Here is a 13,304-nt window from a genome sequence, read left to right on the forward strand (position 1 = left end):
GCGATGGCGTCAGCACACACAGCATCAATCCAGCCTGAACACCCAGTCTCCCCAAGACATTTAGTTAGCCTGCTTTCTTTTATCCTCACCTCGCGCCATGATGAGGCTCTCTTACCGCTGCCCGCGAACGAGCCCATGCCCACGCCCTCCTCTGCTCCCAGCTCCTTGTCGATCACCCTGCAGATCGTCTCCATCGTTTTCTACACCTTCATCGCGTTTCTCTGCATCGGCCTGCCGATTGCCGTGTTGCCCGGGTATGTCCACGAACAGCTGGGCTTCAGCGCGGTGGTGGCCGGGTTGACCATCGGTTCACAGTACCTGGCGACCCTGCTCAGCCGCCCCATGGCCGGGCGCTTCTCAGACAGCCTCGGCACCAAGCGCGCCATCGTCTATGGGTTGTCGGGGATTGTGCTCAGCGGGGTGCTGACGCTGGTCTCGACCTTGCTGCAAAGCTTTGCGCTAACCAGCCTGTTGATTCTGATCGCCGGCCGCCTGCTGCTCGGCGTGGCCCAGGGGCTGATTGGCGTGGGCACCATCAGTTGGTGCATGGGTCAGGTGGGGGTGGAGCACACGGCCCGCTCGATTTCCTGGAACGGCATCGCCTCGTACGGGGCTATCGCGATTGGCGCACCGCTGGGGGTGGTGATGGTCAGTGAATTGGGTTTTGCCAGCCTGGGCATCGCCCTGTCATTGCTGGCGGGTGCTGCACTGTTGATGATTCGCAACAAGCCGTCGGTGCCGGTCATTCGCGGCGAGCGCTTGCCTTTCTGGGCGGTGTTTGCGCGCATTGCGCCGTACGGCGCGGGCCTGAGCCTGGCGTCGATCGGCTACGGCACGCTCACCACGTTCATCACACTGTTTTACATCAGCCGCGGCTGGACCGGCGCGGCGTGGTGCCTGACAGTCTTCGGCATCTGCTTCATCCTCGCGCGATTGGTGTTCATTTCCAGCATCGCCCGCTTCGGTGGCTTCAACTCGGCCATTGCCTGCATGAGCATCGAAACCCTCGGGCTGGTATTGCTGTGGCTGGCGCCGTCCACCCCGTTCGCCCTGGTCGGTGCCGGGCTGGCCGGCTTCGGGCTGTCGTTGGTGTACCCGGCGCTGGGGGTGGAGGCCATCAAGCAAGTGCCGAACACCAGCCGTGGTGCGGGTTTGAGCGCCTACGCGGTGTTCTTTGACCTGGCGCTGGCGATTGCCGGCCCGCTGATGGGCGCGGTGGCATTGAACTTGGGTTATTCGTCGATCTTCTTCTGTGCCGCGTTGCTGTCGGTCAGCGGACTGGGGCTGACTTTGCTGCTGCGTCGCCGGGCCACAAATGCACCTTATTGATCGTAATGCTGTTCACTGCCGTTTTTGTTTTGAGAAGGTCCGGTATTTACTTGTTCTTGTGTGTATATCCGTTATTTAGGTAACGGCGGCCTATGGTTCCGCTCTTACAGCGGGTCACTTTTGAAGAGCGCAAAAGTAACCAAAACGCTTCTGCCCCGCCACTCGGTGCCTCGCCTAGGCTCGGCATGCCTGAACGCAGGCATTGCTCCGTGGGCCGCCGCGAAGGGCCATCCATGGCCCAGCGCGGCTATCCCGGCATCCATGCCGGGTTGCCCACTGCGCAATACCTTCGTTCAGCCATCGTGGTTAACGGGGCGCCCGAGATCAACGTCCTCCACGAGGCGGCCTGATAGCCGACCTGGTTCTGGGTGACCGCGTTTCTCCTGTGGGAACGAGCCTGCTCGCGATGGCGGTGGTTCAATCACATGGATGTTGGGTTTGCTGGCCTCATCGCGAGCAAGCTCGCTCCCACAGGTGATCTTGGGCGTTCATAAGTCTTGTGTTCACCACAGGCCCATTGTGGGAGCGAGCTTGATCGCGATAGCGGTGGTTCAGCCACCTAGATGCCGGCCTGCTCTTGCTTTGGCTCTTGATCTTGATCTTGATCTTGATCTGGACGCCCCGTTAAACCACGCTGGCCGAACGCAGGCATTGTGGAGTGGGCAACCCGGCATGGATGCCGGGATAGCCGCGCTGGGCCATGGATGGCCCTTCGCGGCGGGCCCACGGAGCAATGCCGGAGTGAGGGCACACCGAGCCTAGGCGAGGTGCCGAGTGGTGGGGCAAAGCGCTTTTGGTTACTTTTGGCTGGTCCGGCTCCCGGCTCTTCCAAAAGTGACCCGCCGTAAGGGCGGAACCCTAAGCCGCCGTTACCGCAGCAACGGATATACACACCATCCTAATTGATCGGTCATCCTCATTGATCAGCCGTCCTCATCCCCGCCCGGGTTGGCTTGCCCAAGGCCTCGCCAAAGAAGCGGCCGGCCTCGGAAATCATGGTGCGGTGGATGTCCTTGCGGTCGACCCCGTCAGCATCCGTGCACAGCGCTGGCATCGCGGCAATCTGCTCGTCGGTGCACGGCGCCAGGAAGACAAAATGGCCAGCGCCGGCCAAGGTCTTGAAATCCGGTGCGGTGGGCAGCTTGCGGGCCAAAGCGGCGGCATTCTTGTCGAAAGCCACGAGTTTGTCGCCATCGCCGCTGTACAACAGCACCGGCACATGGACATCGGCCAGGGTGTGACGGCCAAATTTCAGGCTCAACGGCGCCATCAGCAGCAATGCCCGGACCCTGGGATCGGCCACCGGTTGCAGGTCATCGCGGTCAGCGATCAGTTCGCCCTGGGTGTTGCAGGCATCACGGTCGTCCGGCCGCTCCACGCAGTAACGGCGCAAGCGATTGAGGTCCGGCGTCGCGCCGGACAGGATCAGCGCGGTTTCGCCACCGGCCGAATAGCCGATCACCCCGACCTGCCCGGCGTTAACGAACGGCGACAGCATCGGATCATTGAGCGTTGCGGTAATGGCTTCGGAAATCTGGATCGGCCGCCCATACAGGTTGCTCAGGGTGCCAAGCCGGCTGTGATCCTGGGCATTGTCGCCGGGATGAATCACCGCCACCACGACAAATCCCTTGCGCGCCAGCGAAGTGGCCAAGTCATGCAGGGCCAGCGGCGTGCCGGTATTGCCGTGGGACAACATCAACAGCGGAAAGCGGCCGATGGCGATCTGGGCGTCCGGCGCGGCGTCGATCTGGTAGCCACCTAGCAGGCTGGATTGTTCCCGGTCGATGGACGGATAGAAGGCGATAGCGTGCATCGGCTGCTGATCCAGCGGATCGAGAAAGCTCAGCTCATGGAAGCCAGCGCTCCAATGCGGATGCGGCCCCGGTGCGGCCTGCACGGAACCGAGACTGGCAAACAAGCAAAGCAGCAGCGTTGCACCAAAACGTGTCATCGAATCGTCCACCTTCACCAGCGCACGGGAAGGCTCCGTCGCTCGTCGCCTTGGCCGTGCATAACCTGCGCCAGAATCCCCGGCGCCGAATGCAGCAAAACCCTGCATCCCGGCCATCCAATGACCACGAGAATACAGGGTTTTGCGAAGGTTGCCCGAAGCACTTGGTGCCTTTACGCAGGTTTTACGCAGCGGCGAATTGTTCGCCGATCTGCGCATGGGCTTCACTCATGCCCTTGCTACGCATGTCGTCGCCCTTGGCGAGCCCTTCCGCACGGACAAATTCGATCTCGGTAATGCCCAGGAAACCAAACATCACTTTCAGATAATCCTCATGGCCTGCACCACTAGGCTGCCCGGCATGCAAACCACCGGCGGTGGAAACGATCACCAGCTTCTTGCCACCGCACAGGCCTTCGAAGCCAGCTTCGGTGTAGCGGAACGTCTGGCCGGCCACGGCAATGCGGTCGATCCAGGCCTTGAGTTGGGTCGGAATGCTGAAGTTGTACATCGGCGCGGCGATAACCAGCGCATCCGCCGCCTGAAACTCTGCCATTGTCTCGGCGCTAAGGTCCGCTTCGTACTTGAGTGCGGCGTCGCGCAATTCAGCACTGGTACCTGCGGCAACCAGCGTCTGGGCGGAAAAATGGCTGATGGCGTCGGCGGCCAGGTCACGATAGGTGACGGTGATACCTGGCTCGGCCGCTTTCCAGGCTTCAACCACTTCACGGCTCAATTGGCGGGAAGCGGAGTTGTCGCCGAGGATGCTCGAATCGATGTGCAGCAGTTTCATGTGAGTGCTCTCCAAGTGAGGACCGCACCAGGCGATCAATTGGCGACCATCCTATCGATGAAGCCAATGATCGATAAGTCGGCATAAATGCGATAGTTTGTCCTACTGACAGGACAATCGAGTTCAACATGCAAGACCTCAATGACTTGTATTACTTCGCCAAAGTCGTCGAAGCCGGCGGATTCGCGGCGGCCGGGCGCTTGCTGGGCATTCCCAAGTCGCGACTGTCGCGGCGTATCGCCGAGCTGGAAGAACGCCTCGGCGCCCGCCTGCTGCAGCGCACCACCCGCCAGTTGAAATTGACCGCAGTCGGCGAACCTTATCTGCGCCATTGCCAGGCGATGTTGCTGGAGGCCGAGATGGCCGACGAAGCGGTGGCGAGCATGTCCAGCGAGCCCCGTGGCCGTTTGCGGGTGTCGAGCCCGGTGGGCCTGGCCCATCAGTTCCTGCCGGTGGTGATCGAAACTTTCCTGGTGAAATACCCCCTGGTACAGCTGGAAAATGACCCTGCTCAACCGCCGGGTGGACCTGATCGGCGAAGGCATCGACGTGGCGTTGCGCGTGCGCGACCTGGGAGACGAAGACCCACTGCTGATGACCCGGCGTTTGCGCCGGGCACGCCTGATGCTGGTGGCCAGCCCGGCGTTTGTTGAAGGGCGACGGATCGAGACCCCGGACGATCTCAAGCCGTTGCCGGTGCTCGGGGCGCTGGAAGCCGATCGCCTGGTGCATCTGCGTCTGGTCAAGGCCGATGGGCAGCAGGCCGAACTGAGCCTGGAGGCCCGCCTGGGCATCGACGACTTCATTGTGCGTCGGGCCTGCACCCTCGCCGGCCTGGGCTTCACTTTATTGCCAAGCATGTATTGCGAGCAGGAATTGCGTGACGGCACACTGGTGGAGCTGCTGCCCTGGATGGTCATTGCCCGACGGCTGGCTCCAGGCGGTCTACCCGCATCGGCGCGGCATGTTGCCGGCGGTGCGTGCCTGGATCGATCATTTGGTGGAAGCCTTCGAGGGCTGTGGAGAAAGAACGCTATGAGTTTGAGCGAAGAGGATGTCGCGCGGTTTTGCCTGGACTTGCCCGGTGCCAGGGAAGACTACAAATGGGGTGGCGTGCGGGTATTTTCCATTGCCGGGAACAAAATGTTCGCCCTCCAGGGCCTGCGGGGCGACTCGTTGGCGTTCAAGGTCGACAAGGATCTGTTCCTGGGTCATTGCGACCGCCCGGGCATTCACCCCGCGCCGTACCTGGCGCGGGCCCAGTGGGTCATCATGCAGGTGCCCTACCCGCTGGGGGCTGAAGAGCTGCGCAATTTGCTGCGCCGCTCTCATCAATTGGTGGTCAGCAAGTTACCGAAGCGTACCCAGGTTGGGTTATTGCTGTAGTGGCGGCAGCGACTGAACCACCGCTATCGCGAGCAAGCTCGCTCCCCCACTAGGACAACGCCAACAGATAACCGCCCAGGAACAACTGGTCGATCCAGAACACCTGGTGCAACAGCACGATGAACCAGAACACCACTTGAAATGAGACTTTGCGGGTCTTGTGGCGAAACAGCTGCTGGGCCAGCAAGGCGCCGGGCCAACCGCCGGCCAGCTCTACCGCATGCAACACATTCTCCGGGGTACGCCAGGCGTCGGCGCGCGCCTTGCGCTTGTCGCTCCAGTACAGCAGGAACGCCACCACGCTGACGACGCCATAGGCCCCCATCGGCACCCACGACACCGCCCGCAGCCCGAACAGCAGCGAACCGAACAGCGGCAAGGCACAGACCAGGGCAAACACCGTCAGTTTGAGCCGCAGGTGCTGCACGGCGCCGTCGGCGTTGCGCCCGGCACGTTTGCGGTTGCCTGAATCGTTCATGGCTTGGCGGCGGTCCAGTCCACCCAGCCGAACTGCCAGGTGGCCAGGATCAGCAGGCCGAAAGCGATTCGATACCAGGCGAACACGGCGTAGCTGTGACTGGCGATGAACCGCAGCAGGCCCTTGACCGCGATCATGGCGAAAATGAACGCCGTGACAAAACCAATGGCGAACACTGGGAAATCCGCCGGGACGAACAGTTCGCGGTACTTGTAGCCCGAGTAGACGGCCGCGCCGACCATGGTGGGCATCGCCAGGAAGAACGAGAATTCGGTAGCGGTTTTACGCGACAGACCGAACAGCAAGCCACCAATGATGGTCGCGCCGGAACGGGAGGTGCCCGGGATCATCGCTATGCATTGGGCCAGGCCAACCTTCAGTGCGTCCTTCCAGGAGATCTCGTCCACCGTCTCGGCGTGCACCTGGTGCTGACGCTTCTCGGCCCAGAGCATCACCAGACCGCCCACCACCAGCGCGGCGGCCACGGTGATCGGGTTGAACAGGTAATGGTGGATCCAGTCGGCAAACAGCACGCCCAAGACCACGGCCGGCAGGAAGGCGATCAGCAGGTTGGCGGTAAACCGGCGAGCGCTGGGTTGCGTCGGCAGCCCCAGCACCACGTCGAAGATCTTGCGCCGGAACTCCCAGACCACCGCGAGGATCGCGCCCAGCTGAATGATGATGTTGAATGCCATCGAGCGTTCGCCACCGAACTCGAGCAAGTCGGCGACAATGATCTGGTGCCCCGTGCTGGAAATCGGCAGAAACTCCGTCAAGCCTTCCACTACGCCAAGAATCAATGCCGAAAAGGCCGTCCACAAATCCATTCATCCCCCAAAAAAGACGCTGTTCAAGCAGGTCTTATCAATATTCAAGTGTCATGCAGGTACACGCAGCGGCTGCACGATAACCGCGACCTTTCAAAAAAAACCAATGAAAAAATCAGAACAGACTCAGGTTTTGCGCTGCGGGGCCGAAATCCTATCAGACAAGCCCTGATAACGCTGCCGCGTTATGACCCCAGGTCAATCATGGATAGCCGCCGGGCGCTAAAGTGCCGGCCGTCGTTAATGACAAGAATAAGAAACCGGAGTGACAGCGTATGAATAGCTTGCGCAGTGTGTCGATCAGCCGACGCTTGTGGCTCATCCTGGTCGTGGCCATCGTGATGTTGTTCACGCTAGGCGCCTTTATGCTCAAGCAGATCCACACGGACCTGTATCAGGCCAAGGTGCAGAAGACCCAGCATGTGGTGCAGACCGCCAGTGGTGTACTGAGCTACTACCATGGGCTGGAAACCGCCGGCACCCTGACCCGCGAGGCAGCGCAGAAGCAAGCCCTCAGCGCCGTGCGAGGCCTGCGCTATGACCAGAGCGATTACTTCTGGATCAACGACCTGACGCCGGTCATGGTCATGCACCCGACCAACCCGAAGCTTGAAGGCCAGAACCTCTCGGCGATCCGCGACCCGAACGGTTTTGCGCTGTTCAACGAGATGGTCGCCATCGCCAAAGCCAAGGGTGCCGGGATCATCGATTACCTTTGGCCCAAGCCGGGCGCCGAAGCGCCGGTCGCCAAGACTTCCTACGTCAAACTGTTCGAACCGTGGGGTTGGATCATCGGTTCCGGCGTGTACGTGGACGACGTCCAGGCAGAGTTCCAGTCCCAGTTGATCAAGGCTTCGCTGATTGGCTTGGCGATCACCCTGGTCATGGGCCTTCTGCTGACTCTGATCGTGCGCAGCATCGTCCGCCCGCTTCAAGAAACCGTCAACGCCATGGCCAATATCGCCAGCGGCGAGAGCGATCTGACGCGCACCCTCGACACCCACGGCCAGGACGAAGTCACGCAACTGGCCCGGCATTTCAACGCCTTTACCGCCAAATTGCGCCAGGTGGTGAGCCAGTTGCAGGCCTCGGCCAGCGAGCTGGGGCAATCTTCCAACGAATTGGGCAACGACGCGGCTCAAGCCCAGGAACGCAGCCAGCAACAGTCGCAACAAATGGAACTGGTGGCCACCGCGATCAACGAAGTGACCTATGGCGTGCAGGACGTGGCCAAGAACGCCGAGCACGCGGCCAGTGAGATGCGCGACGCCGAATCCCAGGCCCAGCAAGGCCAGGTCAACATCGATGGGAGCTTGCAGCAGATCGACCGCTTGTCCCAGACCATCGATCAAGCCGTGGAAGTGATTCGCACCCTGGCGAGTGAAAGCACCCAGATCGGCAGTGTGCTGGAGGTGATTCGTTCCATCGCCGAACAAACCAACCTGTTGGCCCTCAACGCCGCGATCGAAGCCGCCCGCGCCGGCGAGCAAGGCCGGGGCTTTGCGGTGGTTGCTGATGAAGTGCGGCTGCTGGCCCAGCGCACGCAGAAATCCACCGCCGAGATCCAGGCGATGATCGAGCGCCTGCAAACCCACTCCGAAGCCGCCGTGAAAGTCATCGGCGACAGCAGCCGCGCCTCGCAACTGACCATCGAACAGGCCGGCCTCGCCGGTGCCAGCCTCAACGCCATCGGCCAGGCCCTGCGCAACCTCAACAGCCTGAACGCCTCCATCGCCAGCGCCACCCTGCAACAGGCCCATGTGGTGGAAGACATCAACCAGAACGTCACCCAGGCCGCCGGCCTGTCCCATAGCACCGCCATGGCCGCCGAACAGTCCAGCCAGGCAAGCAGCCGCCTCAAGGCGTTGAGTGAACAGTTGAATGGGTTGCTCAAGCAATTCCGAGTCTAAAGATCGGTAGCCAACCCTGTGGGAGCGAGCAAGCTCGCTCCCACAGGGGACTTGTGGTGAGTACCAAACCAGAGACCAACGCAAAACCGCGGTGGGGGCGAGCCTGCTCGCGATAGCGCCAGCCCATTTACGACATTGGTATTGGAGCTCTCCACACCATAGCGTTTACAATCGCCGCCCTCTCCTCTTTCCCCAAGGAACTGCCATGTCCGGGCTTGAACTGTTTGCCGCAGCCCTCGGCGTGATCGCCGTCTGGTTGACCGTCAAGCAGAACCCCTGGTGCTGGCCAATCGGCCTGGTCATGGTGTTGCTGTACAGCTGGATTTTTTTCGAGGTGAAGTTGTACTCGGACATGCTGCTGCAGGTTGTCTACGCGGTGCTGCAACTCTACGGTTGGTGGCAATGGACCCGTGCCGGACGCAATCATGATGGGCGTCAGGTCAGTCGCCTCGGTGGGCCGTCGGTGTTGCTCGGCCTGGCCATCGGCGCGGTGGGCAGCCTGCTGTTGGGCGCTGCCATGGCTCACTGGACCGACGCCGCCCAGCCCTGGCTCGACGCCGCGCTTACGGGGTTCAGCCTCGTGGCCCAGTGGTGGATGGCACAAAAACGCGTGCAATGCTGGCCGCTGTGGATCGCCCTTGACGTGATCTTCGTTGGCCTGTTCATCTACAAAGGCTTGCACCTGACCGCCGCGCTCTACGCCCTGTTCACCCTGCTCGCCGTGCAAGGCTGGCGGGAATGGCGCGCCGACCCGGCCCTGCGCGCATGAAGGTGGTGGTACTGACCGGCCCGGAATCCAGCGGCAAGAGCTGGTTGGCGGCGCAATTGCAGGCGCATTTCGGTGGCGTGCGGGTAGACGAGTATGTGCGCCATTTCATGGAACAGACCCAACGCGATACCTGCCTGGCCGACATCACCGACATCGCCTCCGGCCAATTGGCCTGGGAAGACGAGGCACGTGCCGGCCGACCGGCGCTGTTGATCCTCGACACTCACCTGTTGAGCAACATTCTCTGGAGCCAGACCCTGTTCGGCGATTGCCCGGACTGGCTCGAGCCGGCGTTGTTGGCCCGCCATTACGACCTGCACCTGTTGTTGAGTCCCGAGGAGGTCGAATGGACCGGCGACGGTTTGCGTTGCCAGCCCGAGCTAGCAGAGCGGCTGACGTTTTTCCAGGCGATCGAGACTTGGCTGAGCCAACATCGGCAACCTTTCCAGGTCATTCAGGGCAACTGGGTGCAACGCCGGACGCAAGTGTTTGCAACCGTTACCCAACTGCTTGAAGCCTGACCGCCGCTTGATTTGTTTCACTTCTGAAACAACGCACTCGCAGCAAACCCGGATTCAACCACGTTTCATGTCCTTGTCATCAAGACTGTCACGCTGCTGAAACACCCTCCCAAAAGCCTGGAGCCAGAGCCCTGCAACGGTTGGTGGCCATTTGATCGTCATCCGCCCTGTCTCAACGCTGAAACAGGTTCCCTCCTCGACGCCCCCTGGCTTAATCCAACCCATTGAATTGCCGGGTATTTCAAAACACGGCACAACACCTGCTCTTCCCCATTTCGCAACGCTGGACCAAGGCCAGCCCACCGAAGAAGGAATCGATGCCGTGGGGACTTTCGAAAGAAGTTTGACCTGTCTGCTCATGATCGGCTGCGCCGCCAGCGCAACGCTCAGCCTGCCAGCACAGGCCGAGGGCAACGGCGTCATCGTGCTCAGCCGTGACGTGCAGCCCATCGCAATCGGTCGCAACGGCGGCAAAGATCCCTACCCGACCACCGTCAATGCCAACCCCTCCGAACGAATCAACCAGGCGACCGCCAGCACCGAACTGAGCGATGGCGAGTTCGCCAGCGTGGCCAGCGGCTCGTCGATCCGCAACATCGTCAGCCCGAATACCGGTGTGCAGGGCCTGAACGTGGTCACCAACCCCAACGGCATGCCGGGCATGAATGCCGGTCATGGTGGCGGTAGTGGTGGCGCGATCTCCGGCACCATCAACCGCTCGCTGAGTTCCGGCCTGGCCCCGCTGGGCCGGCTGGCGGGAGGCCAGTGACATGAAGCCCGTCCTGTTTCTACTCACCCTGCTCATGCTTTCGCTGCTCAGCTCTTTCACCGTATTTGCCGATTCGGGTGTCGCGGTGGTCAGCAGCGCCAACCTGCAGGATTCCGGCAGCCATTACACCGGCAACTTCAACGTCAACCAGGCGGCCGGCGACCAGATCCAGCAAACCAACACCCGGGCCATCGCCATTGGCAGCCACGCCCAGGCCAGCACCCACGTGCAGCAACGTGTCGACACCCAGGCCAACCCTTCCATGAACGCCACCGCCCGCATCGGTGGCCACTCCTTCAGCAACGGTAACGGCGTGCTGGGCGTCAACCAGTCCGCCGGGGCCAACAACCAGATGGCCAATGTCATGCGGGTGGGCATCAGTGCCCATCCGCAGAGCATGGACGACAGCGCCCTGTCCCAACAGAACGTGGCGCTGCTACCGAACTCAGGAGCAACTGGCACCCCAACCGGCAGTCGCCAGGTCGTTACCAGCGACCAGGCCTTCACCGGCAGCCGAGGGGTAATCCAGGTGAACCAGAGTGCCGGGGTGGGGAACCGCATGGCTAACACCCTGAGCATCCGGGTCGCTGATTGATCCGGGGGCTACATAAGAAAGTACCGACACTTAACCAACGACACGCAAGGAGAAACACCATGAAACCTACAATGGCACTCAAACCATTGGTTTTCGCTCTCGCCGCTGTCATGGCAATGGCTGCACAGGCCGACGGTAACGGGCGTGGCAACGGCCACGGTAACGGCCACGGCAATCAAGGCCCAAGAGGTCCGTCGTTCGAGCAACTGCTCTCGATCACCGCTGGGGCTGGCGCGGCCGTGCTGGATGTGCAGAACAGCGACGGCAACGTCGTGACCAACCAAGCCACCCGCAACACCGCTGAGGCCACTGACTCGCTCAATGGCAGCAACGGCAACATGGGCGCCAACATCGCGGCCGGCGACGGTAACCAGCAAGACAACGCCGCCGCCCTGGCCACCGCTGACGAGAGCTTCATCTTCGGTTCGGCTGTCGCTGTCTCCAGCGCCACGCAAGTCAATAACAACAACTACGTCAAAAACAACTCCACGCAAAACAATGCCTCGCTCACCAATGCCGGCAACGATGGCTCCGGTAACATTGGCATCAACGTGACCGCCGGCAACTTCAACCAGCAGAAAAACAACCTGGCCATCGCCGTATCCGGGGGCCGTGTCGCACAGGCCTCTGCCTCGGCTGACCAGTCTTCCACCGGCCTTGTGGTCGACAACAAGGGCGTACGGACTTACAAAACCGACACGCTTACCAACACCTACGCCGCTTCTGGCACGTTCAAGGCCAAAGGCACCGGCACCGTCGAAGACAACGATCATGGCGGCTGGGGCAACAAAGGCGGATACGGCGGCGGTCACGATGACGACAAGTTCAAGTTCTCCGCCGTGGGGTCCTTCGAACTGGCCGGCAGCAACACCCAGCAGGTGCTGACCCGCGACGGTTGGAAAAACCCTGTGATCAACAACGCCACCATGACCAACTCCATGAACGGCTTCTCCGGTAACGGCGGCGCCAACGTGTCGGCGGGCGTGGGCAACCAGCAAAGCAACTCGCTGTCCATTGCGGCCGGCTGCAGGGCTTGCATGTAAGCGTGCATGAAACGAAGCCCCGGCAACAGCAATGCTGTTCACCTAGGGTTGGGATGAGTCTTGTGGCGAGGGAGCTTGCTCCCGCTTGAGTGCATCGCACTCACAAAAAAGGGGCTGCTTCGCAGCCCAGCGGGAGCAAGCTCCCTCGCCACGGACTCATTTCAACGCTTTACAAAGGGTGTGGCTTGGAAACGGGGCTTTTTTCCCGGATGTCCATTAGGCGTATCGATCATGCGTGTCACTGCCGTTTCCCTGCTGCTCTGCCTGGCCTGTGTGGCCGAAGCGGCGCAGATGCCGGTCGCCGCCCTGCCTGGCGGCATGCTGGTCTACAAACCGGTGCAAAGCGTACGCGAGCGCAAATTCAGCGACATTGTCGAGCAGAAAACCGATTTCAGTTGCGGCGCCGCCGCGCTGGCCACGGTACTGCGCCAGGCCTATTGGCTTGACGTCGATGAAGAGCACGTCATCAAAGGCATGCTGGTCAATGCCGACCAGAACCTGGTTCGCACCCAGGGGTTTTCCATGCTGGACATGAAGCGCTACGTGGAGACCATCGGCATGCGCGCCCGAGGCTACCGGATACCGCCAGAGAAACTCGAAGCGGTGACAATTCCGGTGGTGGTCCTGATGGAAATACGCGGCTACAAGCACTTCGTGGTGTTGCAGCGGGCCGACAAGCGATGGGTCTACATCGGCGACCCGGTGCTGGGCCACAAGCGCTACTCCCACGATGAGTTCGTCAAAGGCTGGAACGGCATCGTCTTCGCGATCGTCGGCCCGGGCTATGACAAGACCAATGCGCTACGCAGCCCTCCTCAACCCCTGACAGCCCGTAACAAGCTGGACGGTTTCAACCCGGTCAGGGATGCGGAACTGATGGATTTCGGCTTCATACAGAGCGACTTTTTCTAATCGCCGACCACTGCCAAC

At 61.3% G+C, this 13,304-nt stretch carries 14 protein-coding genes and 1 pseudogene; 11 read left to right on the plus strand and 4 right to left on the minus strand.

What is annotated here, in order from left to right:
- The first annotated feature begins 135 nt into the window (after window positions 1–135).
- Together PSH84_RS19885 and PSH84_RS19890 are read left to right on the plus strand one after the other, a co-directional pair.
- Window positions 136–1,329, plus strand: coding sequence for an MFS transporter (locus PSH84_RS19885; protein WP_122567333.1), 1,194 nt, complete (start codon window positions 136–138; stop codon window positions 1,327–1,329).
- A 185-nt stretch (window positions 1,330–1,514) separates the two neighbouring features.
- Window positions 1,515–1,679, plus strand: coding sequence for a nucleoid-structuring protein H-NS (locus PSH84_RS19890; protein WP_305483204.1), 165 nt, complete (start codon window positions 1,515–1,517; stop codon window positions 1,677–1,679).
- Window positions 1,680–2,245: 566 nt separating this feature from the next.
- On the opposite strand, the gene PSH84_RS19895 is transcribed toward PSH84_RS19890, so the two are convergent.
- Together PSH84_RS19895 and PSH84_RS19900 are read right to left on the minus strand one after the other, a co-directional pair.
- A complete protein-coding gene (locus tag PSH84_RS19895) occupies window positions 2,246–3,283 on the minus strand; it encodes an alpha/beta hydrolase family protein (protein WP_305481650.1) in 1,038 nt (345 codons plus the stop codon).
- Window positions 3,284–3,467: 184 nt separating this feature from the next.
- The gene (locus tag PSH84_RS19900) at window positions 3,468–4,076 is read right to left on the minus strand and encodes an FMN-dependent NADH-azoreductase (RefSeq protein WP_122565489.1); all 609 of its coding nucleotides are present in this window, start codon (window positions 4,074–4,076) and stop codon (window positions 3,468–3,470) included.
- Between the two features lie 128 nt (window positions 4,077–4,204).
- On the opposite strand from PSH84_RS19900, the pseudogene PSH84_RS19905 reads away from it, so the two are divergent.
- Both PSH84_RS19905 and PSH84_RS19910 read left to right on the plus strand, forming a co-directional pair.
- A pseudogene (locus PSH84_RS19905) lies at window positions 4,205–5,115 on the plus strand (LysR substrate-binding domain-containing protein).
- Window positions 5,112–5,462 carry an MmcQ/YjbR family DNA-binding protein gene (locus PSH84_RS19910; RefSeq protein WP_122565491.1) on the plus strand — a complete coding sequence of 117 codons (351 nt, stop codon included), beginning with the start codon at window positions 5,112–5,114 and terminating at the stop codon, window positions 5,460–5,462. Before PSH84_RS19905 ends, PSH84_RS19910 begins: the two are co-directional and overlap by 4 nt.
- 49 nt (window positions 5,463–5,511) lie before the next feature.
- Here the strand turns inward: PSH84_RS19910 and PSH84_RS19915 are convergent, their stop codons facing one another.
- Entirely contained in the window at window positions 5,512–5,940 is a 429-nt protein-coding gene (locus PSH84_RS19915) for a DUF1294 domain-containing protein (RefSeq protein ID WP_122565492.1), read from the minus strand.
- Entirely contained in the window at window positions 5,937–6,767 is an 831-nt protein-coding gene (locus PSH84_RS19920) for an undecaprenyl-diphosphate phosphatase (RefSeq protein WP_122565493.1), read from the minus strand. The genes PSH84_RS19915 and PSH84_RS19920 overlap by 4 nt, the downstream gene beginning before the upstream one ends.
- Before the next feature lie 275 nt (window positions 6,768–7,042).
- Between PSH84_RS19920 and PSH84_RS19925 the strand changes: the two genes are divergently transcribed.
- The 7 genes from PSH84_RS19925 to fapD all read left to right on the plus strand — a co-directional run bounded on the left by PSH84_RS19925 (window position 7,043) and on the right by fapD (window position 13,286).
- Window positions 7,043–8,677, plus strand: coding sequence for a methyl-accepting chemotaxis protein (locus tag PSH84_RS19925; RefSeq protein ID WP_122565494.1), 1,635 nt, complete (start codon window positions 7,043–7,045; stop codon window positions 8,675–8,677).
- A 205-nt stretch (window positions 8,678–8,882) separates the two neighbouring features.
- Window positions 8,883–9,446 (plus strand): nicotinamide riboside transporter PnuC, encoded by a 564-nt coding sequence (gene pnuC / locus PSH84_RS19930; protein ID WP_122565495.1) that lies wholly within the window; start codon window positions 8,883–8,885, stop codon window positions 9,444–9,446.
- Window positions 9,443–9,967 carry an AAA family ATPase gene (locus PSH84_RS19935; RefSeq protein WP_305471214.1) on the plus strand — a complete coding sequence of 175 codons (525 nt, stop codon included), beginning with the start codon at window positions 9,443–9,445 and terminating at the stop codon, window positions 9,965–9,967. Before pnuC ends, PSH84_RS19935 begins: the two co-directional genes overlap by 4 nt.
- 322 nt (window positions 9,968–10,289) lie before the next feature.
- On the plus strand, window positions 10,290–10,736 hold the full coding sequence (gene fapA, locus PSH84_RS19940) for a functional amyloid chaperone FapA (protein ID WP_122565496.1): 447 nt from the start codon (window positions 10,290–10,292) through the stop codon (window positions 10,734–10,736).
- A 1-nt stretch (window position 10,737) separates the two neighbouring features.
- A complete protein-coding gene (fapB, locus tag PSH84_RS19945; RefSeq protein WP_122565497.1) occupies window positions 10,738–11,331 on the plus strand; it encodes a fibril amyloid subunit FapB in 594 nt (197 codons plus the stop codon).
- A gap of 59 nt (window positions 11,332–11,390) precedes the next feature.
- The gene (gene fapC / locus PSH84_RS19950; protein ID WP_305481651.1) at window positions 11,391–12,374 is read left to right on the plus strand and encodes an amyloid-like fimbrin subunit FapC; all 984 of its coding nucleotides are present in this window, start codon (window positions 11,391–11,393) and stop codon (window positions 12,372–12,374) included.
- A gap of 231 nt (window positions 12,375–12,605) precedes the next feature.
- Window positions 12,606–13,286 (plus strand): fibril amyloid maturation endopeptidase FapD, encoded by a 681-nt coding sequence (gene fapD / locus PSH84_RS19955; protein WP_122565499.1) that lies wholly within the window; start codon window positions 12,606–12,608, stop codon window positions 13,284–13,286.
- The last annotated feature ends 18 nt before the right edge of the window (window positions 13,287–13,304 follow it).

Origin of the sequence: Pseudomonas beijingensis, from assembly GCF_030687295.1 — a bacterium.
Classification (GTDB): domain Bacteria; phylum Pseudomonadota; class Gammaproteobacteria; order Pseudomonadales; family Pseudomonadaceae; genus Aquipseudomonas; species Aquipseudomonas beijingensis.

Coding starts and splice junctions, on each gene's coding strand:
- fapB (WP_122565497.1), top strand. CDS start 10,738: ATGAAGCCCGTCCTGTTTCTACTCACCCTGCTCATGCTTTCGCTGCTC.
- PSH84_RS19920 (WP_122565493.1), bottom strand. CDS start 6,767: ATGGATTTGTGGACGGCCTTTTCGGCATTGATTCTTGGCGTAGTGGAA.
- PSH84_RS19915 (WP_122565492.1), bottom strand. CDS start 5,940: ATGAACGATTCAGGCAACCGCAAACGTGCCGGGCGCAACGCCGACGGC.
- PSH84_RS19910 (WP_122565491.1), top strand. CDS start 5,112: ATGAGTTTGAGCGAAGAGGATGTCGCGCGGTTTTGCCTGGACTTGCCC.
- fapC (WP_305481651.1), top strand. CDS start 11,391: ATGAAACCTACAATGGCACTCAAACCATTGGTTTTCGCTCTCGCCGCT.
- PSH84_RS19900 (WP_122565489.1), bottom strand. CDS start 4,076: ATGAAACTGCTGCACATCGATTCGAGCATCCTCGGCGACAACTCCGCT.
- PSH84_RS19890 (WP_305483204.1), top strand. CDS start 1,515: ATGCCTGAACGCAGGCATTGCTCCGTGGGCCGCCGCGAAGGGCCATCC.
- pnuC (WP_122565495.1), top strand. CDS start 8,883: ATGTCCGGGCTTGAACTGTTTGCCGCAGCCCTCGGCGTGATCGCCGTC.
- fapD (WP_122565499.1), top strand. CDS start 12,606: ATGCGTGTCACTGCCGTTTCCCTGCTGCTCTGCCTGGCCTGTGTGGCC.
- PSH84_RS19895 (WP_305481650.1), bottom strand. CDS start 3,283: ATGACACGTTTTGGTGCAACGCTGCTGCTTTGCTTGTTTGCCAGTCTC.
- PSH84_RS19935 (WP_305471214.1), top strand. CDS start 9,443: ATGAAGGTGGTGGTACTGACCGGCCCGGAATCCAGCGGCAAGAGCTGG.
- PSH84_RS19925 (WP_122565494.1), top strand. CDS start 7,043: ATGAATAGCTTGCGCAGTGTGTCGATCAGCCGACGCTTGTGGCTCATC.
- PSH84_RS19885 (WP_122567333.1), top strand. CDS start 136: ATGCCCACGCCCTCCTCTGCTCCCAGCTCCTTGTCGATCACCCTGCAG.